Consider the following 22,062-nt stretch of genomic DNA (forward strand, 5'->3'; position numbering starts at 1 on the left):
TATTGAGTTGGGGTAGTTATGGCAGAGACGAAGAGTGTGGTGAAGTTTGGCACGGATGGCTGGCGCGGTGTGATCGCCGACGATTTTACGTATGCGAATGTTCGCGTTGCGGTTTCGGCCATTGCGAATTATGTGCTGGCGCATGAGGATGCGAAGGCGGGTGTCTGCATTGGGTGGGATACGCGTTTTGGTTCGCACTCGTTTGCTCGTGTGACGGCGCAGGTGCTGTCGGAGGCGGGGATTTCTGTGCAGCTTGCCAGTGGTATTACGCCGACACCGGCGCTCTCGTATGCGGTGCGTACGAGGAAGGCTGCGGGCGGAGTGATGATTACGTCGAGCCATAATCCTGCCGAGTGGAATGGGGTGAAGTACAAGGCGAGCTATGGCGGGTCGGGCAAGCCTTCGATCATGAGCGCGATTGAGAGCTATCTTGAAAAGCCGCTGGCCAAGGCGGCGACGGCTGCTTCCATTGTCGAAGTGGATTTTATGCCAGAATACGTTGCTGCGATTGCGAAGTTCGTCGATCTGGATGCAGTCAAGGCTTCGGGATTCAAGTTTCTGCTGGATGTGATGTATGGCGCGGGCCGCGGTGTGGTGGCGGACATCTTCGCGCAGAAAGAGATTCCGTTTACGGAGATTCGCAACGAAGTGAATCCGGCGTTTCCGGGGATCAATCCGGAGCCGATTCTGCCGAATATTGCGGAGACGCAGGTAGCTGTTGTCGGCGAGCGCTGCGATGCGGGGCTGATTACGGACGGGGATGCGGATCGCATTGGCGCTGTGGATGAGTACGGCAATGTGGTGGACGCGCACAAGATTCTGAGTCTGCTGGCATGGTGGCTGCTGGAGAGGAAGAAGTGGCCGGGCGAGCTGACGCGCGCTTTCAATACGACGAAGATGATGGATCGTATTGCGGCGAAGTATGGCCGCAAGCTGAACGAGCACGGTATCGGCTTCAAGTATGTTGCGGACCTGATGCTGGAGAAGGAGATCCTAATCGGCGGCGAGGAGTCGGGTGGCATCGGGATTAGCAAGCATCTGCCGGAGCGCGATGGGATGCTGAACAGCCTGCTGATTGCGAATGTGATGGCGGATGAGGGCAAGACGCTGGGCGAGCTGGTGGCGGCGCTGCAGGAAGAATTTGGCGAACACGAGTATGGCCGCGTGGATATGCATATCTCGGAGGAGCTAAAGCAGTCGGCGATTGCGCGTGCGAAGGCAGGAGTCGAGGAGTTTGCAGGAATGAAGGTGCTGCGGGTGGAGACGATGGACGGTATCAAGTTCTTTCTCGATAACCCGGAAGCGAAGACGAAGAAGAATGCTGCTGAGACGTGGCTGCTGCTGCGGGCCTCGGGGACCGAGCCGCTGTTACGGGTGTACTGCGAGAGCTGCTCGAAGGAGTCGGTGGAGAAGGTACTGAAGGCGGCGACGGATTTTGTGAACAAGGGGAAGGCTTGAGCGAGAAGGTTCGGGTGGTGGAGACGCAGGGGCTGCTGTTCGATATGGACGGCGTGCTGATCAGCTCAATCGGTTCGGTACGGAGGAGCTGGCGGAAGTGGGCGAAGATGTATGGCGTTCCGGATGCGGAGAACTACGAGGTTCCGCATGGGATGCGCGCGATTGAGATTGTGAAGAGCCTGCGGCCGGATATTGACGCGGAGGAAGGGCTGCGTGTCATTGAGCAGATCGAGATCGATGACACGGAGGATCTGAAGGTGCTGCCCGGAGTGAAGGCACTGCTGGAGAGTCTTCCGATGGACAGATGGGCGATTGTGACTTCGGCGACGAAGAGGCTGACCATCGAGCGGCTGAAGGTGGCGGGGCTCCCGCTGCCGGAGAAATTGATTACGGCGGATATGGTGGAGCGGGGCAAGCCTGATCCTGAACCATACAGACGTGGGGCGGCGTTGCTGGGATTGAGCAATGCGGAGTGTGTCGTAGTGGAGGATGCTCCGTCGGGCGTTGGCGCGGGGAAGGCGGCGGGATCACGTGTGCTGGGGGTTGTAGGTACGCACTCGTTGGAGGAGTTGCATCAGGCTGACTGGGTGGTGGGGTCGCTTGATGGGGTGAGTGTGACAGCTGTGGATGGTGGGTTGGAGTTACGGTTTACTGCTCTGCGGTGAGTTAGCTTCCAGCCCGCGATCGTGGCGGGGATGAAAATGCGGAGGTTCCTAGGCTCCGCTGCGCTCGCTCGGAATGACATTTCTTTTGTGGAAAGTTGATTTGCTAGCGTGGCTGGTTGAGCAGGATGGATTCGACGAGCTTGAGGTCTTCTTCAGTATCGACGCCGATGGTGTCGTGGTCGGTGGGTTCGACGTAGACGGTGATGTTGTTTTCGAGGAAGCGGAGCTGTTCGAGGCGCTCGGTGTGTTCGAGCGTGCTGTGCGGAAGCGTAGGGAAGCGCTGGAGGGCAGCTTTTTTGTAGGCGTAGAGGCCGATGTGTTTCCAGTACTGTGCCGGGCCGCCGTCGCGGTTGTAGGGGATGGTGGAGCGGGAAAAGTAGAGGGCTCGGCCGTCTGCGGCGGTGACTACCTTTACGGCGTTAGGGTTGTGGATGTTCACCTGCGTGCAGGCAACTTTGAGGGTGGAGACTTCGACGGCGGTGTTTGCAAACGGACGAAGAAGCGCTGTGAGATGCTCGGGCTTTAGGAGAGGCTCATCGCCCTGGATGTTGACGTAGATGTCGGCGTCGATGAGCTGAGAGACGGCGTGGACGCGATCGGTTCCGCTGGCTAGGTCGGATGAGGTGAGCTGGACGGGCCAGTGGTTGGCCTGGCAGACCTCGGCGATTTCCTGGGAGTCGGTGGCGATGATGAGGGAGTCAAGCTGTGGGCAGGCTCGTGCGGCCTCGTAGACCCAGGCGAGCATGGGGCGTCCGGCGATGTTGCGGAGGACCTTGCGGGGCAGACGGGTGGAGGCGAGTCGTGCAGGGATGACGCCGAGGGTGGTTGGCCGTTGCGTTTGGATGGCTTGCTGCTCCTAAAGGAAGTTCGGAAGAAGTTGGTCTGCCGGGCTTTGCCGGGTACGTGGAATCAAGTATGATTAGAGATAGCCGTGCTTGAGTGGTTCTCTTTCCGATTGAGCCACAAGATCTTTCTGATCAGGCATGGTCCTCACACATCGGCGGTGTAGCTCAGATGGTTAGAGCGACGGACTCATAACCCGTAGGTCGGCAGTTCGATTCTGCCCGCCGCCACCAAAATGTTGTAGTTTCTGCCTGTATCGCAAGTCTTCCTACGAAGAGTATCATTTTGCCAGCGGTGTTCGTCTAACCGCTATTGGGCATGCCGTGGGGTGTGTCTGGGAGAGTTTTGTTTCTATGCCGAAGATTACCAAGATTCTGCTTCTCGCGGTTTCCGTTGTTCTGGTTCTGGCTGTGTTCCTTGGGGTGAACTCCAGCGGGGTAAGCGCTGCCAGTGAGCCTCAGGAGGGTGCGTACCGGCAGATCAATGTGTATAGCGAGGTGCTGCGGCATATTCAGACGGACTACGTGGAAGAGCCGAATATCAATCTGGTGACGAATGGCGCGTTGCGCGGTCTGCTGGAGTCGCTCGATGCCGATTCGAGCTACCTGACACCGGAAGACTATAAGGCTTATAAGGCCGATAAGGGTGGCAAGGCGCAGGTGGGGCTGAACGTTTCGAAGCGCTTTGGCTATGCGACGGTGGTTTCGGTGGTTCCGGGAAGCCCGGCAGATAAAGCGAATCTGAATGATGGCGACATCATTGAGGCGATCGGTACGCAGGATACGCGGGACATGTCGCTGGCAGTGATTCGGTTGATGCTCGAGGGCGATGCGGGCAGCGAGCTTTCGGTTTCGGTGGTGCGTCCGCGCAAGGCGGCTCCGGAGAAAGTGACGATGACGCGTGTGCTGCCGATGCCGCAGCCGGTTGGCGAGACGATGTACGAGAACTCGTCGATCCTGTATCTGAAGCCGGGTGTGCTGGATCATGACCACGTACAGCAGGTAGAGGCCAAGCTGAAGGCAATGCCGAAGGCGGGCAATAAAAAGATTCTGCTGGACCTTCGCGATGTTGCTGCAGGCGACATGCAGGAGGCGATGCGGCTGGCGAACATGCTGTTGAAGTCGGGAACAATTGCAACGCTGGAGGGCCAGAAGGTCGCCAAGCAGACGTTTGCTGCTGATCCTTCAAAGGCAATCAATACAACCTCGCCTGTGGTTGTACTGGTGAATCGCGGAACGGCAGGGCCGGGCGAAATTGTTGCTGCTGCACTGCTGGATAACAAGCGCGCGGACCTGGTGGGTGAGAAGACCTTTGGCGAAGGATCGCAGCAGAAGACCTTCGAGTTGGCCGATGGCGCGGCGCTGATCCTGTCGGTGGCAAAGTATGAGTCGCCCTCGGGCAAGAAGCTTGAGGATGAAGGTGTGACGCCGGGAGTTCTGGTGGCTTCGAATATCGATGACGGTAGCGCGGATGACGAAGCCGGGGACGACACGATGTCGACGAAAGAACATGAAGCGGCTGCAACTCCCAAGAAACCGGCTGTTGCTGTCGATGACCAGCTCACGAAGGCTCTCGACCTGTTGAAGAGCAAGGCCGCTTAGGTTTCCGGTTCAACCTGCTGTTTTGCACTGCCTTTTTCTCTGCCCGGTCATGCTAAGGTGAAGGGCAGTGCCGAGCCTTTTCAGACGCGAAGACGACTCCCCGATGGTTGAAGACGAGCCGAAATGGCAACGCCTAGTACGGCGTATCATCGAGGGCCCGGAGTATCCCAGCAGACGCATTGCGCGCAAGTTTACGTTCTACTCGCTGCTTGTATTGTCGGCGGTGTTTGGCGCGATGTGTGGGCTGATGCTGGTGTATTCGATCGACCTGCCACAGATCGATGACCTGACGCGCTACAGGCCGAATACGACGACCGAGCTGCTGGATGTGCATGGGAGGGTTTTCGGCTCATTTGCGCTGGAGCGCAGAGTGGTTGTGCCCTATTCGGATTTTCCTCCGGTGCTGAAGCAGGCGATTGTATCGATCGAAGACAAGAGCTTCGACAGCAACTGGGGCGTGAATCTGTTTCGCGCGATCGGAGCAGCGTATCGCGACCTGCATGACAAGGCGCGGACGCAGGGTTCGTCGACGATTACGATGCAGCTGGCGCGCAATCTTTTTCTTTCGAACGAAAAGACCTTTGGGCGCAAGTTTCAGGAGGTCATCCTCTCCATGCAGATTGAGAGGCGGTTTACAAAGGACCAGATCTTCGAGCTGTATGCAAATCAGATTTATCTGGGGCGTGGAACATATGGATTCGAGGCTGGGGCGGAGTACTACTTCAGCAAGCATGTGAAGGACCTGACGCTGCCCGAAGCTGCGCTGCTGGCGGGATTGCCGAAGGGGCCGGAGTATTATTCGCCGGTGCGTCATCCTGATCGTGCGTTAAAGCGCAGGAATCTTGTGCTGAATGAGATGATGCAGGACCGCAAGATTACGCGTGCGCAGGCAGACGCGGCGAAGGGCGCTCCTTTGGGGCTGCATATTGTGCCTCCGGCAAACAGTGAGGCACCGTACTTTGTTGAAGAGGTGCGACGGCAGCTTGAGAAGCAGTATGGCGTGGAGGAGGTCCACGGAGCGGGATTGAAGGTGTATACGACGCTCGACCTGGATCTGCAGCGTGTAGCGAACAAGGCGGTGCTGGACGGTGCGGCTGCATATGAGCGCCGTCATGGATGGAAGGCGCGTCTGCAGAATATTGTTCTTGCCGGGCAGGACGTCGATAGTTACACGCATCCGGATTGGGTGCAGCCGGTTGTGCCGGGCGCGTATGTTCATGGTGTTGTCACTGCTGTCGAAGCGAAGAAGGTTTCCGTGACGCTGGGCTCGCAGCAGGTGGTGCTGAGCCCCGATGACTGGAAGTGGACGCAGAATACGGATGGCGACAGCTTTCTTCGCAACGGCGATGTGGTGTATGTGAAGATTCGCGAGAAGGCCGTGGATGGAACGTGGAAGGCTTCGCTGGAGCAGGACTCCGGGGCGCAGGCTTCGCTGATGGCCGTCGATAATGCGAGTGGCGAGGTGTTGGCGATGGTCGGCGGGCGCGATTTTGCGCTGTCGCAGTTCAACCGCGCGACGCAGGCACAACGGCAGGTAGGCTCGTCGTTCAAGCCGTATGTGTACACGACGGCGGTTGAGGATGGAGCGAAGCCTTCAGACATCATCGTGGATGGGCCGACGACGTTTCCTACGCCGAATGGTCCGTACACGCCACATAACTACGAGGGCGATTACAGGGGTGCGATGACGTTGCTGTATGCCTTTGCCGATTCGAGGAATATTCCGGCATTGAAGCTAGCGGCGCATGAGGGGATTCGCAAGGTGATCGACACGGCGCACCGGTTTGGGATTACGAGCAACATTCCTCCGTTCCTGCCGGTGGCGATTGGTTCAGCCGACATCACGTTGTACGAGCAGGTGGGTGCATATAGTGTGTTTCCGAACGACGGCATACGGATTGAGCCTCACTATATTCGCAAGGTGGCACAGGCCGATGGGTTGCCCCTGGATGAAACGCCTCCTGATGTGCGCGAGGTGATTTCGGTGGATACGGCTCGCACGATGATGGAGCTGCTGCAGGCCGTTGTGCGGATGGGAACCGCGGCAAGAGCATCTGAGCTGAAGCATCCGCTGGGCGGCAAGACTGGCACGACGAACGATTATACGGATGCGTGGTTTATCGGCTTCTCGCCATCGGTGACCTGCGGGACGTGGATCGGTTATGACGATCGTGAGTCGCTGGGTGAGAAGGAGACGGGAGCGCGCGCGGCGCTGCCGATATGGATGGATTTTATGCGCGCGGCGATTGCGAATAAGCCGGATGAGACGTTCCCCACGGCGAATGCCCCGAAGAAACAGCTTGATGTGCCGGTGTCGAAGGCGGCAGCGCAGGTGGCTAAGCCAGAGTCGAAGGATGACGATGACGACGATTCGAATGCGCCGGACACTGCACCGAAGCCTGCGGTTCCGTCAACGACTCCAAAGGCTACAGCGCCTGTAACACCAGATGCGAAAAAGACTATTCCGCTTCCGGCTGCGACTAAGCCGGTGTCTCCTTCGAAGCCAGCAAGCGACACAAACTGAAGTAGCGCAGAGCGCGACGAACGTCCCGACCAATCTGTTCGCGGAGCGCCTCGGGTGAGGGCCAGCGGATTTCATCGCGGAGGCGGTGGAGAAAAGCGAGTGAGATCGGCGTGTCCTGGTGAAGGTCGATGGGATGGAAGTTGAGCAGGTAGGATTCGATGGTGAAGGAATCTTCGCCGAAGGTGGGGCGATTGCCGACGTTGGTGACGGCCTCGAAGGTTTCGCCGGCAACCGTTAGCGTCGTGATGTAGACGCCGATGGCGGGAATCAGCTCGGAGTATGGTGCGAGGTTGATGGTGGGTACGGTGTAGCGTGTGCCATAACCGCGGCCAGAGGCTGGTGTGCTGTCGATGGTGAACGGGCGTCCGAGCAGTGCGCGGGCGCGGCTGATGTTGCCTTGCGCGATGAGTTGGCGGATAGCACTGGATGAGACGGCGAGGCCATGCGTGGCGCGGGGTGTGTAGACCGAGACGCGGAAGCCGAGCTCGCGGCCGAGGGCTTCAAGTGAATCGATGCCGGCCTGGGCCTGATAGCCGAAGCGGAAGTTCTCACCCTCGTGCAGCTCGGTGATGTGAAGTTTGTCGTGGAGTACTTGAGCTGCGAAGTCATGCGCGGACATCTGCGAGAGCGTCGGAGTGAAGGGAAGGACGAGCGTGGCGTCGATTCCTGTTGCGGCCAGAAGAGAGAGCTTTTGCTCGAGCGGAGTGATGAGAGGACGCGTCGTTTGAGGGCGGAGGATGCGCGCTGGATGCGGATCAAACGTGATGGCGAGCGACTGCGCCTTCAGCGCCTGAGCGCGCTGGATGACTTCGCCGATGACCCATTGATGGCCACGATGCACTCCGTCGAAGTTGCCAATTGTGGCTACGGTGGGGGCGAAGTTGGAGGGAATCTCGGAGAGTGAGCGGTAGATCTTCATGCGTGTCTGGGGTGCGTTGGCGATTAGCTCCATCAGGCGATATCGAAGGTTAGCTGCAGGCCGTCGTAGGCGAGGCGCACATTGGGCGGAAGCTCGGCTTCGGTTGCTGCGTGGTCGAGGTCGTGGCTGATGTGGGTGAAGAAGGCGCGTTTAGGTTTTAGCTGTTCGACGTAGGCGAGCGAGCGTTCAAGGTGTGAATGGCTGGGATGCGGCTGGCGGCGCAGGGCATCGAGGATGAGGATATCCAGATCCTGAAGCAGTGAAATGCTTTCGGGCGGGATGTCGCTCATGTCGGTGAGGTAGGCAGCAGAGCCGAAGCGGTAGCCGGTAATGGTCTGCCGCCCGTGCGTAACAGGAATGCGCTGGATGCAGGCACCGAAGAGATCGAAGCCCGCTCCGGGAGCTGATTCGTCGATTGGATGGATTTCGACGCGCGCACTGGTGGGATAACGGTTGTCGGTGCGAAAGGTGTAGTCGAAGATCCGCTTGATGGTAGTGGCAGTCTCCTGATCGGCGTAGAGCGGCAGGCTGTTTTTCAGCTGAAAGCTGAGGGGACGAAGATCGTCGAAGCCTAGGATGTGGTCGGCGTGTCCGTGGGTGTAGAGCACGGCGTCGATATGGCGGATGTTCTCGCGGATGGCCTGCGCGTGGAAATCAGGGCCGGTGTCGACCAGGACGATGTGGTTGTTATAAGCAAGGCGCAGCGATGGACGCGTGCGGCGGTTGCGCGAGTCACCGTTGGCTGCCATGGAGGAGGCGCAGACCGCACAGTCGCAACTCAGCGTAGGCACTCCCATGGAGGTGCCGGTGCCGAGGAATGTGAGCGTTGCCTCCATTCGTTAGCGAATCACCCTTAGCGAACGATGCTGGGCTTACCCGGAACTCCGGGAGCGCCTGGGACGCCGGATTGCTTGGTTGCAGCCGAACGCGCGAGAGCCTGCGTGATCTCAAGGAAGCCCATGCGCAGCTCGAAGAGTGCGCTTTCGAGCAACTTCTGCTCAGATGCGGTGAGATTGCCCTTGGTCTTTTCAGCAAGGATGGCGAGCATGTCGATACTCTGGCGTGCTCCGATAATGTCAACCTGAGGCTGCTGGCCTTCAGGGGTGGCCCCGCCGAGCTGGACGATGCCTGTCATGTAAAACGACTGCACGATGGCCTCGAAGGTCATGGCCGGAGGATGGTCGGCACCGGGGTTGGCAGCGCGGATTGCGGTATCGAGGCGCTCTGCGGTGGCTTCATAGGCAGCGCGGACGTGCTCGATCTGTTCTTCGGTTGGGCCGGGATATGCTTCGGGTGCCTCGGGCTCTGCTTCCTGTAGCGGTGCAGGCGGAGGAACCTCAACGGGGCCCGTGGTGGCCTGTGGTGCAGGTGCAGCCTCGCGTTCGTCACGTTCCGGCGATGGATCGGCATCAGGGCGGGCTTCGCCATCGAGGGTGAACTTGCGGCGGTCGGTGATGACGAAGGGCTTGTTCTGTTCGGACATTGTTTGGACTCTTTCTCAGTAGTTCAGATGCTTAACGCGCAAGTTGGATCTCTGCCAGAGGAGGAATGGAGACAGGTTGAGCCGTACCGCCGGGATATTGCAGAGGCTCGTGGCGATCGAGTGCTTCGCGACGGGCGTAACCGAGGGCAAGATGAATTGGCTGGCCCTGGTTATCTTCGAGTGTGACGATGCTGGTGAGCTCACCGACGGGCTTGCCTGCGGATTCAAGTGTTGTACCGCGGGCAGGGACGGTGCCGGAGAGGCGAAAGGCCGTGAAGGTGCGATGCACGTTGCCTCGCGAGCGGATGCGCTCGACGATCTCCTGGCCGAGGTAGCAGCCTTTGGCAAAGTGTAGAGCGCGAGCCTGGTTGGTTTCCTGCGGTAGATCCCGGTCGCGTATATCGGCGCCGTAGAGAGGTGTGCCTTCGAGGATGCGCAGGGCTTCGAAGGCAGCAGGCTCGCATGGGAGTGAGCCTGCTGCTTTGAGTGCGGTAAAGAGAGCCTCGGCATCCGCTGGCGTCGAGGCCCAAAGTTCAAAGCGAGGGATTGCGGGGCTGTAGGCGTGAATGGCTGTCAGCTTTATCGAGTTCCAGAGCATCTCCGAGGATTCGAGCTGGTTGAGATGATCGACGGCAAGGCCAAGCTGCGCAAGTGTCGAGGCTGCCTGAGGGCCGACGATGGTGATTCCGTGCCAGTCCGAGGTGACGTCAGCAAGCTCGACGTCGTCCATGATGATGTAGTGGTCGAGATACGGGATAAGGGCGGGAATCTGCTGCTTTGCGGTCTCAAGAAAAAGAGCTTCAGAGGAAGCGAAGATGGGAGCGGCGAAGACGTAGCCGTCGCCCTGAATGCGCCCTTGCGCGTTGAGAAAGAAGTTATATCCGCCCTGTCCTAGAGCCAACCCCTGTATGGAGTTGGTTGCCATGCCGTTGAGCCAGCGGACGCGGTCGGAGCCGGTGATGCGTATCCAGCCAGTTTGATTCAGTGCGGCGATTCCGGCCCCTTCGAGGAGGGGCTTCATCTGAAGGTACGGAATCGGGAGCTGGGCTTCGGTAGCGGGAGTCGTATTGGAGGCAGCGGCGGTGGTCATAGGCGTCTTCGCACGCGACGGCGCAGAGAAACTCTGCGTACACTTGATTATAGCGGTGGATAGAGAGGTTAGGTTTGGCAGGTAGGGTTGAGGGTTGTGCAGGCGGAGTTTTGCGGTGGGAATGGCGTGGATTTTTGCTGACGGGTTGTCTGCTGGCAGGGACTGCGGTTTGCTCTGCGCAGGCAACTGCTCCGGAGAAAGATAAGGCGAAGCCGCAAGCTCCGATGACCAAGGAGCAGGCGAAGGAGCTGTTTCGCTCTGTCGATGAGATTCTGAACTTTGTCAGTTCAGATACGAAGCTGCCGATCGAGCATAGCGTAAAGCGCAAGCTGATCTCGCGCGATGAGGTGACGAAGTATCTGCGCCAGAAGTTCGATGAGGATGAGAGCGCGAAGAGGATGGAGCGCGCAGAGCTTGTCCTGAAAAAGTTTGGATTGCTGGACCGGGACTTTCATCTTCGCCCGTTCATGCTGTCGCTGCTGACAGAGCAGATTGCAGGTTTCTATGACAACAAGACAAAGACGGTGAATCTGCTGGACTGGATTGAGCCGGATGAGCAGAAATCTGTGCTGGCACATGAACTGACCCATGCGTTGCAGGATCAGAAGGTGAATCTGATGAAGTGGTCAGACGTGAGCCTGAACGACACCTCGCGTGATGTAAAGGACGACAACCGACATCTGCAGGTGGATGAGGCAGAGACGGCAAGAGAGGCCGTGGCCGAAGGCCAGGCGATGGCAGTGTTTGTCGACTACACGCTGAAGCCGACAGGGCGGACGCTGGCCGATACGCCGCCGGAGCTGATTGCGAAGCTGAAGGACAGCACGGCAGACACGAGCGGTTCGCCTGTCATGGCGCGAGCCCCTCTGCTGTTGCAGGAGTCGTTGCTGTTTCCATATAGCGACGGGCTGTCCTTTGAGCAGGCCGTTCTGGTGAAGGGAGGCAAGGAGGCTGCGTTTAGTGGGGTGCTGGCCAATCCGCCTTCGTCGAGCTTTGAGATTCTGCATCCGGATGCATACATGACTCACACGCCAGTGCCTGTGTTGCGCCTGCCGGACATTCATCCGCTGATCGATGCCGAGTATGAGCCGTACGATCTGGGCGTGATGGGCGAGTTGGACGTGCGTATTCTGGCAGAGTTGTTCGGTGGCCGCGAGATTGCTGATGGAGTCGCTCCAGACTGGAACGGCGGTATCTACTATGCCGCGAAGCGCAAGTCGGCGACAGCCACGGAGAAGGAGTCTACGGCATCGCTGGGGCTGCTGTATTACTCGCGCTGGAAGAATGCGGATTCAGCTAGTACGTTCAGGCGGATTTATGCAGCGCAGATTCCCCGGAAATATTCGAGGGTGAGTGAGCGAAAGCAGGATGAGGTGGGGGACGACGAGCAGGTCTTTTCGACAAGCGAAGGGGATGTGCTGATCTCGATCTCGGGGACCGGCGTGTTTGTCAGTGAAGGGTTCGATCTTTCGTTGGCTCGCAAGCTAAGAACCAGCATCGAGAGCGTTCAAGCTGAAGGGCCGTTACGGATGGCGGAGGCTGGACATGAGCCGTCCATGTCGCTCGCCAGGTTTATGCAGTCGTTTGGTATGACGAAGGCGGCCATGGCCGGACGGTATACTTCTGAAGGACGTTCCATCAGGTAGCTTCGGCGCGGAGCCGTAGCAGGAGACATATTTTGAAGGCAGAGATTGGAATTATCGGGGGCAGCGGCCTGTACGCGATGCCCGGGCTGACGAACGTCAGCGAAGAGAAGATTACAACACCATTTGGCGACCCTTCCGATGCTTTGGTGCTGGGCGAGTTGGAAGGACGCAAGGTCGCGTTTCTGGCGCGGCATGGTCGTGGTCATCGCCTGCTGCCGTCCGAGCTGAACTTTCGCGCGAACATCTATGCCATGAAGATGCTTGGCGTGGAGCGGATTCTCTCGGTCTCGGCTGTGGGATCTCTGAAGGAAGAGCACAAGCCGACGGACTTTGTAATGCCTGACCAGTTCATTGATCGCACCTTTGCGCGCAATGCGACTTTTTTCGGCGATGGTATTGTTGCTCACGTCGGTTTTGGCGACCCGGTATGCGCTACGGTTGCGGCAGCCTTCCAGAAGGCGTGCGATGCCGAAGGCGTGGTCGGTAAGAGCGGTGGAACCTACGTCTGCATGGAAGGGCCACAGTTTTCGACGCGTGCTGAATCGAACCTCTACAGAAGCTGGGGCGCCGATGTAATCGGCATGACCAATCTGCAGGAAGCGAAGCTGGCTCGCGAGGCGGAGATCTGCTATGCCACGATGGCGATGGTGACGGACTACGACTGCTGGCGCGAAGGACATGACGATGTGACGGTCGACCAGATCGTTGCCGTGATGCATCAGAACTCCGCGAATGCTGCGAAGGTGGTTCGCGCGGCGGTTGCGGCGATGCCGAAAGAGAGGACATGCGCCTGCGGTGATGCGCTGAAGTATGCGGTATTGACGGACCGCAAGGCGATTCCTGCAGCGACGCGACAGAAGCTCTCACTGTTGCTCGACAAATATCTTTCGTAAAAATACGCGTACGTTCACTTTGAGGAAGAGGTTTCATGGCGATTCTCGTTGTCGGTTCGGTGGCCTTTGACAGTATTCAAACGCCTAGTGGTTCAGTTGATCACTGCCTCGGAGGCGCGGCCACGCACTTTGCACTGGCGGCGAGTTACTTTACCGATGTGCGCGTGATTGCTGTAGTTGGTAAAGACTTTACCGCTGAGCATGAGAGTGTGTTCAAGAAGCGTTCGATCGATACGACCGGTATTGAGCATGCAGATGGGCTGAGCTTCCACTGGACAGGTTCGTATGTGAACAATCTGAATGAGGCGCAGACGCTGGGGACTGATCTGAACGTTTTTCAGACCTTTGAGCCGAAGATTCCTGAGTCGTACAAAGACAGCGAATATCTTTTTCTTGCCAATATCGATCCTGTGCTGCAGGCGCGTGTACGTAGCCAGATGCCGAAGGTTCGTATGGTGTGCGGCGATACGATGAATTACTGGATCGCCGATCATGCAGAAAACCTGGCGAAGGTGTTGCGCGATCTGGATGTGCTTCTGATTAACGATGGCGAGGTTCGCATGCTGGCCAAGGAGAAGAATCTGGTGCTGGCTGCTAATAAGGTTCTCGAGATGGGGCCAAAGACGCTGGTGGTGAAGCATGGCGAGTATGGCGCGACGGCCTTCTTCAGCAAGAGATCGTTCGGCGGAAGCGTACAAGCGACTCATCCCTTCCGTGCCCCAGCGCTGCCACTGGCTGAGGTTGTCGATCCCACAGGTGCGGGTGATTCTTTTGCTGGTGGATTTTATGGTTACTTAGCTTCACAGCCTGAGTTGACGCCAACGGTCTTTCGCAAGGCGATGTTCTACGGCGGTGTGATGGGATCGTTTGCCGTGGAGCGCTTCGGAACCGAGCGCCTGCAGGCTGTCACTCACGAAGAGATTGAAGAACGGTTCAAGCTGTTCCAGGAGATATCGCACCTTGAATACACGGGCGCGTAGACGGCAAGTCCGCGGCGCGGAGCCTGCGGGTGAATCGCCGCAGCTTGCACCACTGGATGTAGCTGTACGCCCGGCTCGCCGTGAAGAGGTGATGCCGATAGCGCTGGCTGCTGTGGCTTTATCGTTTGTTGCGCTGGTTGTATGCGTGTCTCGTGGCTATCTGCTGCTCTACGGAGATGCGGTAGCGCATCTTGGGATAGCGCGGCGCATTCTTGATACACGCAATCCGGGGCTGATTCAGTTGGGGGGAGTGTGGCTGCCGCTCCCTCACCTGCTAATGATGCCGTTTGTCCAGAGGATGGACTGGTGGCAGAACGGGCTGGCTGGAGCATGGCCTTCGCTGCTTTGCTATGTCCTGAGTGCCGTAGGCTTTTATAGATTGGCCCGGCGGATGGTTGCTCCGCCATGGGCTCTGGTGGCGACGGCGTTTTATGGCCTGAATCCGAATCTGTTGTATCTGTCGACGACAGCAATGACGGAGCCGCTGTTCCTGGCCATTCTGATATGGGCCACGTTGCTGACGATGGAGTGCCTGGCGGATATCCGCAACGAGCGAATCGCTCCTGCGCAGCGCAAGCTGATTGGGTTGGGTCTGCTGGTGCTGGCGGCAGTGCTTACGCGCTATGACGGATGGATCTTCGGCGGGGCGGTGTGGTGTGTGGTGGCGTGGCATGTGCTGCGGTCGTCATCTCGGCGCCATTGGACTAGAGTAAGTTTTGCAATTTTCACAGTGCTTGCGGTGGCGGGACCAGTGCTGTGGCTGGCCTATAACCAACATTTCTTTCACGACCCGCTTGATTTCATTCGTGGCCCGTATTCCGCCGCCGCGATTGAGAAGCGGACGACGCCTCCGGGATCGCATCACTATCCGGGGTGGCACAATCCGATATGGTCCGCAGTCTTGTACCTTCGCACGTCCCAGTTGGATGCATCGGCGTGGGAGACAGGATTTGCCATTACGGCGGCGGCATTGGCTGGCATGGTGCTTGTGATCAGGCGCAGGCTGGAGCTCGCATCGCTGCTGCTGTGGGTGCCTCTACCGTTCTACATCTATTCGATTGCGTTTGGCTCGGTTCCCATTTTCATTCCGCCACTGATTCCGCACTCGTATTACAACTCGCGGTACGGGATGGAGATGTTGCCGGCGTTTGCCGTTTTTTCTACCGTTGCGATAGCCGTGTTGCAGCGATGGCTGGTGGAGCGGCAACCTTTGGCAGCGCGACTGATGCAGCCCCTTATTCTGCTTTTGGTTGCGGTGAATGCGATTGTGATGATGTATCGCACTCCGCTGGTTTTGAAAGAGGCGATGGTGAATTCAACGACTCGGGTGGCCTTTGAAGAGGCAATAGCGCGTGAGCTGAAATCATTTCCTGCGGGCGCACCGATTCTGATGTACAACTCTGACCATGTTGGTGCGCTGCAACGGGCTGGAATCCCTCTGCGCCAGACGCTGAGCGAAAGCGATTACGACAGCTGGAAGGCCGCGCTGGCCGCTCCTGCCGAACACGCAGCCTATATCGTTGCTATTGCAGGAGACCCGGTTGAAGCTGCCGTCAGGGAGCATCCGCAGGGGCTTACCGAAATGGTAGTTCTCTGTACGACAGGCCAATCCTGCGCGCGGGTCTATAAGTCGGACCGATTTTGATTCCACCCGCGTAAATCTTACTCAGAACAGGGTTTGCGAGGTGTAGACTCGGGCCAGACTTATGTACGTCCCTCAATTTCATTTCAGTCAGATTGACCAGGAGTTGCTCTCAAGAGGGACAGTGACACGTCTGCTCACTGCCAGCCTGTTAGGCGGGGTGATTGGCGTAGAGCGGGAGTGGCGCCACAAACCATCAGGCCTGCGTACTAACATGCTGCTCTGTGTGGGGTGTGCATTTTTTACGATGCTCTCGGCAGTGCTGGCTGGCGATACGAATCCGGACAAGGGACGCGTTGCGTCGAATATTGTGCAGGGAATCGGTTTTCTCGGTGCGGGCATTATTTTGCACACCCGTGCCCGGGTGGTTGGGCTGACGAGCGCAGCGACTGTTTTTGTGGTTGCTTCCATCGGGATGGCCTGCGGGGCCGGACTCTATATCGAAGCAGTACTGGCAACAGTGATCACCCTGATTTCGCTTGCTGCCGTGGGGTATCTCGAGTCCGTTTCCAATTGGAAACACTATTCGATGTTGTATGAGGTCCGTGGCGAGAGTACGGAGAAAATGTATGTTGGCGTGCTAAGCGTCCTCGACCGGCTGGGGATTCATCTGAATATTCTCGAGCGCGACGATGTTGCTGGATTCGAGCGTATGACCTTTGCTGTGTCAACCAATGCAAGGCGTCATGCGGAGTTGTTGAAGCAGCTGCGCGAGAACGACGCGAACTATCAGGTTGTCGCTTTCCGCGATGTTGAGGAAGAATAAGAACGATGATTCCTTTTGTAAAAGCGCACGCCTGTGGGAACGATTTCCTGATTCTTGAAGAAGAGGTTGCCAAAAGACAACACGCCATGGTGGCGCGGCGTCTATGCAGCCGTAACACCAGCATTGGTGCAGACGGAATTGAATTTCTGGAGAGGAAGCCAAACGGCGAGCTTTTCCTGCGATTGTTTAACGCGGATGGAAGTGAAGCAGAGCTCTCTGGTAACGGGACGCGATGCGTTGCAGCGTGGCTGGCAAGCTCCGAAGGAAGAGATCGTGTCATCTTTGGAACCCACGGTGGGCCGCGTATCTGCCGCGTAATCGATAATGCAGACCCGGTTTACCTGATCGAGAGCGAGATGGGTGTTCCGCGTGTGATGCCACGGACGATCGAGCTGCCGGGAGTTGGTAGTGTTGTTGGAGCGATGGTGAATGTGGGGAATCCGCATTTCGTTCTCTTTACTGAGAGTGAAGACTTTGGCGCCCATGGTCTTACCTGGCAGGCGCTGGGCGCGCAGATCAGCACAAGTCCATTGTTTCCGCACGGAACGAATGTAGAGTTTGTCAAAATTCTTTCGAATGACGAGATCGCTTTTCGTATCTATGAACGAGGCTGCGGTCCGACGACATCTTCAGGAACCGGAACCTGTGCCTCTTCTGCTGCAGCTATGGCGTTGCGTGGTATAGGACGTGAACTGACGGCTGTAGCGGAAGGGGGACCACAGAAAACAGTATGGCCCTCCAACGAAGCGGCGATGCGGCTTACGGGGCCGGCAGAGATCATCTGTCGTGGTGAGGCACTGGGCCTGTGACTGCAACTGCGCGTCGCTTTGCAAAGCCGGCAGCGTTGTGTCCTGGCGCTACGCTGGCCGTGATCTCTCCGGCGAGTGCGCCTAAACCTGAATTGGTCGAGCGCGGTATGGCGGAGTTGGAAGCGCTGGGATATCGCATCAAGCTGGGAAGGCATGCGCTTGCCAGCGGTCCTTTGTATTACGCAGGGTCGGTGAAAAATCGGCTGGAAGATCTACACGCTGCTTTTGCAGATACAGAGGTCGACGGCATCATCTGCACGCGTGGTGGTTGGGGGTCGGCGGAACTTCTACCGCATCTTGATGCGGAGTTGATCCGCGCAAATCCTAAGGCATTTATTGGATATAGCGATCACACATCGCTGCATACGTGGTTTCAGAACGTCGCCGGACTCAGTAGTTTTTACGCGCCAATGGTGGCGGCGGACTTTGCTCGCGAAAATGGCGTTGATATGGTGAGCTGGAGTCATACCTTCTCGGGCGATAGCGAGTGGAGTGTGGGGGCTATGGACGGTCTGCGTGTGATCCAGCCAGGTGTGGCTGCTGGAGAGCTGCTGGGGGGATGCATTTCGATTCTGGCTGCGTCGCTGGGGACACCTTACGCGCCGCAACTTGATGGTAGCGTGCTGTTTCTCGAAGACATAGGAACCAAGCCGTATCAGTGGGATCGGTTGCTGTTGCATCTTCGATATGCCGGGAAGCTGGATGGTGTTCGCGGTATTGTCTTTGGAGATATGGAGCAATGCGTCGGTGAGGAAGAGCAGCTTCTGCTGGAGCGAGCCATCCGACATGGCCTGCGCGGTTTTGAGGGGCCTGTGGCTATTGGATTGCGTTGCGGCCATGTGCATGGGCCAAACCGGTCGCTCCCCCTGGGGGTTCCGGTGGCTCTCGACCTGAGCGATACGGAAAATCCGCAAATGCAATTTCTGGAGCCAGCTGTTTCAGGTAATCTTTCCTAGTCACCAATGCAAAAGCATATTTATTTAATAGGAATCTGCGGCACAGCAATGGCCTCGCTTGCAGGAATGCTGAAACAGCAAGGGCATGAGGTTACCGGCTCGGATGCAGCAGCGTATCCGCCGATGAGCGATCTTCTTCGCGAGATAGGGATTACAGTCCATGAGCCCTACGCAGAGCGGAACCTCGAACGACGGCCGGATCTTGTCGTTGTGGGCAATGCCATTTCGCGAGGCAATGTCGAGTTGGAGCGCGTGCTCGATGAGCGGATTCCCTTTTGCTCGATGGCAGATATCCTGCATCAGGAGTTCCTGAGCAACCGCGAACCACTTGTCGTTGCCGGTACGCATGGTAAGACGACGACGACGAGCATGCTTGCGTGGATCTACGAGACGGCCTCTGCGCGCGAATCGCGATTCGCACCCTCGTTTCTGATTGGTGGTGTGGCTGAAAATTTTGGAACTAGCTTCATGGTTCGCCCTACCGTGCCTTTTGTCCTTGAGGGCGATGAATACGACACGGCATTCTTCGATAAAGGGCCAAAGTTTCTGCACTACTTTCCTGTAGCTGCGATCCTCACTCATGTTGAGTTCGATCATGCTGATATTTATATCGATCTCCATGCAGTGAAGATAGCCTTCAAACGCTTCGTTAATCTCATTCCCAGGCGTGGCAGGCTTGTTGCTTTTGACGGCAGCGCGAACGTGGGGGAGTGTATTGCGAATGCATTTTGCGCTGTCGAGCGATATGGCTTTAAGGATGATTCTCATTGGAGAATGACCGACCTTCGACACGAAGGAACCTTGACGCACTGGACCTTATGGCGAGGTGGCGAGAAGTTTGCCGAAATCAGTCTACCGATGGCAGGCGAGCATAACGCGCTGAATGCAACTGCAGCTGCAGCACTTGCGTTCGGCCAGGGAGTTCCATCCGAAGCGATAGTTGAGGCATTACGAACCTTCCGGAGCGTAAAGCGGCGACTTGAGGTGAAGGCGGTTGCCGAGGGTGTAACGATCATTGACGATTTCGCGCATCATCCCACCGCGATTCGCGAGACGTTGCGAGCACTGCGCGAAAGTTATCCTGGGCAACGGCTGGTTGCTGTGCTAGAGCCGCGGTCGAATACGCTGCGCAGGAACGTGTTTGAGCGCGAGCTTGTAGAGAGCCTTGCGTTAGCTGATCAGGTCGTCATGGCCGGTGTCTTCAAATCCGAGAGTATTCCGGTTGCCGAGCGTCTTGTGCCCGAACATGTCGTCGATGCCTTGAATGAGCGTGGAATACCGGCGGCGCTCTGCCAGGATGCGGATGCAATTGTGTCCATGCTTGCGCCTGAGGTGAAAAGCGGAGATGTCGTTGCCATCCTCTCGAATGGCGGTTTCGGCAATATTTACCAGAAGCTGCCACAGGCCATAACGGAGTCGGCGATCGCGGCGCGTCTTTCTGCGCGGTTGTCCTGAGAGTTTTGCATGTTTGCCACGTTGAAATTGCTGCTGGTCTATCTGACGTTTGGTCCCGCTGCGGGGATCATCGGTATTCCTTACTCCATGTTGGTGGGGAATGTGAACCTGCTGTACAAGGTGGCGATGTGGATCGCGAATGCGGGCGTCCGCGCGGCAGGGATCAGGATCGACCTCTCTGGTTTGAGCAATGTGCCTCAGGGAAAATCCTGCATCTTCATGTGCAATCATGTCTCGAACCTTGATCCTCCGGTTCTGCTTCCATTGCTTCCGGGAAGATGTTCGGTGCTGTTGAAGAAAGATCTGATGAGCATTCCGATTCTGGGGCGTGCGATGAGGATGGGCCAGTTTGTTCCGGTGGAGCGTGGTGGCAAGCGTGATGCTGCTCAGGCAAGTGTGATCGCAGCGGGAGAGGCTCTGCGAAGCGGGCTCAATATTCTGGTTTTCCCCGAAGGGACACGGTCTCGTGATGGGCGGCTTTCGACCTTCAAGAAAGGTCCATTCTTTCTCGCGATGGAGACGCAGGCATCGGTTGTCCCAATTGCTCTCTCCGGAACAGAGATGATGATGAGCAAGGGAAGCTGGGCAATTACCGCAGGTGCTGCTCGCATTCAGATTCTGCCTGCGATTGAGCCATCACAATTCCAGACGCGCGAAGACCTGCTGCGCGCCGTGCGTGATGCGATTGCAGCGGCCTTGCCCGAAGAGATGAAGCCTTTGGAGTAGGAGTATCTATTTGACGATGGCGTTATAGCCGTCGGCGAGCAGGCGCTGGCGCATGGCATCGGCATCCTTACGAGTGGGCAGAGGTCCGATTTGCACGTGCAGCAGCTTGTCCTGAGGCTCATGCCGAACCGAGACGTTGTACCCGCGTCGCTTGAGAGCGTTTAGCAGAGTATCGGCGTCCTCCTGGTGAGAGACCGCAGCGATTTGGACAAGGGCCGGAGCTCCAGCTGGTCCACTTGCAGCACTGTGTGAAGCAGGTGCGGGCGCAGGAACTGGTGCAGCTGCCTTGCTGGGAGCCGGAGCCGGTGGAGGCGCTACAGGCTTTGTTGAGGCAGATTTTTTAGTGGGTGCTGGCGGCGGCGCAGAGACAACCGCAACTTGTTCTGGCTGGGACGTTGTCTGTGAGATCGTCGTATCCGGAACATCATCAGCGCTGGTTGTGGCCGTTTCTGCTGGAGCCACGCCAGGCGACGGTTTTGCGGCTCCCGTCGTTTTGATGGAGGATGCCTCAACCGCGTCTGTTGTCGTAGAACCAACCGCGACAGTCGATTTCTTGCCGATACTGTAGCCGAAGCCGAAGAAGACGGCGCAGACCAGTGCGAGAAGGAAAAAGATCCCAAGAATCGTCGTAGCTCCGAGAGATATCTCGCGGTCTCTCGGCTCCTGGTCAAGCTCTTCGTCGTCGATATAACGTGTCTTCACGGATTCGTTTTCGTCTCTGTCGCTGATTGCGTGCTAAGACTCTTGTTTAGCAAGTTCATCAGCTCCAAGGGAAGCGGAAAAACGATGGTCGTATTCTTCTCGACACCTATCTCGGTCAATGTTTGCAGGTATCGCAGTTGTAACGCCATGGGCTGAGTCGCGAGCAAAGCTGCCGCATCGACAAGCTTTTGCGCGGCATTGTATTCGCCTTCAGCATGGATAATCTTCGAGCGCCGCTCGCGCTCGGCTTCAGCTTGTTTAGCCATTGCGCGGAGCATGGTTTCGGGAAGGTCGACCTGTTTAACTTCAACGGAGACGACCTTGACGCCGAAGGGTGCAGTGTGCCCGTCGATGATGGTCTGGATGCGTTGGTTGAGGCGGTCGCGGTGTGCGAGAAGCTCGTCCAGGTCGACTTCTCCCAGGACCGAGCGAAGTGTGGTTTGTGAGAACTGCGAGGTCTGATAAATGTAGTTGGCGACCTCGATAACTGCTTTTGTTGGATCGATTACGCGGAGTGTGATGACAGCGTTGACTTTGAGGGTGACGTTATCGCGGGTGATGATGTCCTGCGGTGGAACTTCCATGGCTTCCTGCCGCAGCGAGACGCGGACCATTTGGTCGAGCGGGCGGAAGACGAGTGCGATGCCTGGACCTTTAGCTCGTTCGCGAACGCGACCGAGGCGGAAGATGACGCCACGTTCATATTCCTTGAGTATTTTGATGGAACTGATGATGTAGAGAAAAAGGATGACGACAAAGACCAAAACTGGATTGGCGACCACAGGAAGAACCTCTCGAGGGGAGTAGCGGCTCGATGCGATTGTACGCGCTTTCATGGCAACGTATGGCGTCGCGTGTTTGACGGCTCTGGTTGATCGCTCTACTGTCTGTAGGTACTGGGTTC

At 57.4% G+C, this 22,062-nt stretch carries 20 protein-coding genes and 1 tRNA gene; 14 read left to right on the forward strand and 7 right to left on the reverse strand.

What is annotated here, in order from left to right:
• Positions 1–18: 18 nt before the first annotated feature.
• Both KFE13_RS14200 and KFE13_RS14205 read left to right on the forward strand, forming a co-directional pair.
• Complete coding sequence (locus KFE13_RS14200) at positions 19–1,458, forward strand: phosphoglucomutase/phosphomannomutase family protein (RefSeq protein WP_260703763.1); 1,440 nt, start codon at positions 19–21, stop codon at positions 1,456–1,458.
• Entirely contained in the window at positions 1,455–2,123 is a 669-nt protein-coding gene (locus KFE13_RS14205) for an HAD-IA family hydrolase (protein WP_260703764.1), read from the forward strand. The genes KFE13_RS14200 and KFE13_RS14205 overlap by 4 nt, the downstream gene beginning before the upstream one ends.
• 103 nt (positions 2,124–2,226) lie before the next feature.
• Here the strand turns inward: KFE13_RS14205 and kdsB are convergent, their stop codons facing one another.
• Positions 2,227–2,967: a 3-deoxy-manno-octulosonate cytidylyltransferase gene (kdsB, locus tag KFE13_RS14210; RefSeq protein WP_260706963.1), complete on the reverse strand. Its 741-nt coding sequence runs from the start codon at positions 2,965–2,967 to the stop codon at positions 2,227–2,229.
• 155 nt (positions 2,968–3,122) lie between these two features.
• Between kdsB and KFE13_RS14215 the strand changes: the two genes are divergently transcribed.
• The 3 genes from KFE13_RS14215 (at position 3,123) to KFE13_RS14225 (ending at position 7,091) form a co-directional block, all read left to right on the forward strand.
• Positions 3,123–3,199 (forward strand) — tRNA-Met (locus tag KFE13_RS14215).
• 120 nt (positions 3,200–3,319) lie between these two features.
• The gene (locus KFE13_RS14220) at positions 3,320–4,567 is read left to right on the forward strand and encodes a S41 family peptidase (protein ID WP_260703765.1); all 1,248 of its coding nucleotides are present in this window, start codon (positions 3,320–3,322) and stop codon (positions 4,565–4,567) included.
• A gap of 103 nt (positions 4,568–4,670) precedes the next feature.
• Positions 4,671–7,091 (forward strand): penicillin-binding protein 1A, encoded by a 2,421-nt coding sequence (locus KFE13_RS14225; RefSeq protein ID WP_260706964.1) that lies wholly within the window; start codon positions 4,671–4,673, stop codon positions 7,089–7,091.
• Here KFE13_RS14225 and KFE13_RS14230 read toward each other — a convergent pair.
• From KFE13_RS14230 to ygfZ, 4 genes are read right to left on the reverse strand one after another with little or no spacing between them, the layout of a single operon-like run.
• Positions 7,048–8,043 (reverse strand): bifunctional riboflavin kinase/FAD synthetase, encoded by a 996-nt coding sequence (locus tag KFE13_RS14230; RefSeq protein ID WP_313900649.1) that lies wholly within the window; start codon positions 8,041–8,043, stop codon positions 7,048–7,050. The two genes, KFE13_RS14225 and KFE13_RS14230, sit on opposite strands and share 44 nt — an antisense overlap.
• Complete coding sequence (locus KFE13_RS14235; protein WP_260703766.1) at positions 8,043–8,846, reverse strand: MBL fold metallo-hydrolase; 804 nt, start codon at positions 8,844–8,846, stop codon at positions 8,043–8,045. Before KFE13_RS14235 ends, KFE13_RS14230 begins: the two co-directional genes overlap by 1 nt.
• Before the next feature lie 17 nt (positions 8,847–8,863).
• Positions 8,864–9,493 (reverse strand): DUF1844 domain-containing protein, encoded by a 630-nt coding sequence (locus KFE13_RS14240; protein WP_260703767.1) that lies wholly within the window; start codon positions 9,491–9,493, stop codon positions 8,864–8,866.
• Positions 9,494–9,524: 31 nt separating this feature from the next.
• Positions 9,525–10,583 carry a CAF17-like 4Fe-4S cluster assembly/insertion protein YgfZ gene (gene ygfZ, locus KFE13_RS14245; protein WP_260703768.1) on the reverse strand — a complete coding sequence of 353 codons (1,059 nt, stop codon included), beginning with the start codon at positions 10,581–10,583 and terminating at the stop codon, positions 9,525–9,527.
• 74 nt (positions 10,584–10,657) lie between these two features.
• On the opposite strand from ygfZ, the gene KFE13_RS14250 reads away from it, so the two are divergent.
• The 9 genes from KFE13_RS14250 (at position 10,658) to KFE13_RS14290 (ending at position 20,456) form a co-directional block, all read left to right on the forward strand.
• On the forward strand, positions 10,658–12,229 hold the full coding sequence (locus KFE13_RS14250) for a hypothetical protein (protein ID WP_260703769.1): 1,572 nt from the start codon (positions 10,658–10,660) through the stop codon (positions 12,227–12,229).
• A gap of 29 nt (positions 12,230–12,258) precedes the next feature.
• Positions 12,259–13,122, forward strand: coding sequence for an S-methyl-5'-thioadenosine phosphorylase (gene mtnP, locus KFE13_RS14255; protein ID WP_260706966.1), 864 nt, complete (start codon positions 12,259–12,261; stop codon positions 13,120–13,122).
• Positions 13,123–13,157: 35 nt separating this feature from the next.
• Positions 13,158–14,102 carry a PfkB family carbohydrate kinase gene (locus KFE13_RS14260; RefSeq protein WP_260703770.1) on the forward strand — a complete coding sequence of 315 codons (945 nt, stop codon included), beginning with the start codon at positions 13,158–13,160 and terminating at the stop codon, positions 14,100–14,102.
• Positions 14,083–15,747: a glycosyltransferase family 39 protein gene (locus KFE13_RS14265; RefSeq protein WP_260703771.1), complete on the forward strand. Its 1,665-nt coding sequence runs from the start codon at positions 14,083–14,085 to the stop codon at positions 15,745–15,747. The genes KFE13_RS14260 and KFE13_RS14265 overlap by 20 nt, the downstream gene beginning before the upstream one ends.
• A gap of 121 nt (positions 15,748–15,868) precedes the next feature.
• Positions 15,869–16,510, forward strand: a complete 642-nt coding sequence (locus KFE13_RS14270; protein ID WP_260703772.1) for an MgtC/SapB family protein — start codon at positions 15,869–15,871, stop codon at positions 16,508–16,510.
• A 5-nt stretch (positions 16,511–16,515) separates the two neighbouring features.
• The gene (gene dapF, locus KFE13_RS14275; RefSeq protein ID WP_260703773.1) at positions 16,516–17,319 is read left to right on the forward strand and encodes a diaminopimelate epimerase; all 804 of its coding nucleotides are present in this window, start codon (positions 16,516–16,518) and stop codon (positions 17,317–17,319) included.
• Entirely contained in the window at positions 17,316–18,275 is a 960-nt protein-coding gene (locus KFE13_RS14280; protein ID WP_260703774.1) for a S66 peptidase family protein, read from the forward strand. Before dapF ends, KFE13_RS14280 begins: the two co-directional genes overlap by 4 nt.
• 48 nt (positions 18,276–18,323) lie before the next feature.
• Complete coding sequence (gene mpl / locus KFE13_RS14285) at positions 18,324–19,730, forward strand: UDP-N-acetylmuramate:L-alanyl-gamma-D-glutamyl-meso-diaminopimelate ligase (RefSeq protein WP_390891578.1); 1,407 nt, start codon at positions 18,324–18,326, stop codon at positions 19,728–19,730.
• Between the two features lie 9 nt (positions 19,731–19,739).
• On the forward strand, positions 19,740–20,456 hold the full coding sequence (locus tag KFE13_RS14290; protein ID WP_260703776.1) for a lysophospholipid acyltransferase family protein: 717 nt from the start codon (positions 19,740–19,742) through the stop codon (positions 20,454–20,456).
• Positions 20,457–20,462: 6 nt separating this feature from the next.
• Here KFE13_RS14290 and KFE13_RS14295 read toward each other — a convergent pair whose 3' ends face one another.
• Both KFE13_RS14295 and KFE13_RS14300 read right to left on the reverse strand, forming a co-directional pair.
• Positions 20,463–21,158, reverse strand: a complete 696-nt coding sequence (locus KFE13_RS14295) for an SPOR domain-containing protein (protein WP_260703777.1) — start codon at positions 21,156–21,158, stop codon at positions 20,463–20,465.
• Positions 21,155–21,994 (reverse strand): slipin family protein, encoded by an 840-nt coding sequence (locus KFE13_RS14300; protein WP_260703778.1) that lies wholly within the window; start codon positions 21,992–21,994, stop codon positions 21,155–21,157. The genes KFE13_RS14295 and KFE13_RS14300 overlap by 4 nt, the downstream gene beginning before the upstream one ends.
• Between the last annotated feature and the right edge of the window lie 68 nt (positions 21,995–22,062).

Source organism: Edaphobacter flagellatus, from assembly GCF_025264665.1.
GTDB lineage: Bacteria > Acidobacteriota > Terriglobia > Terriglobales > Acidobacteriaceae > Edaphobacter > Edaphobacter flagellatus.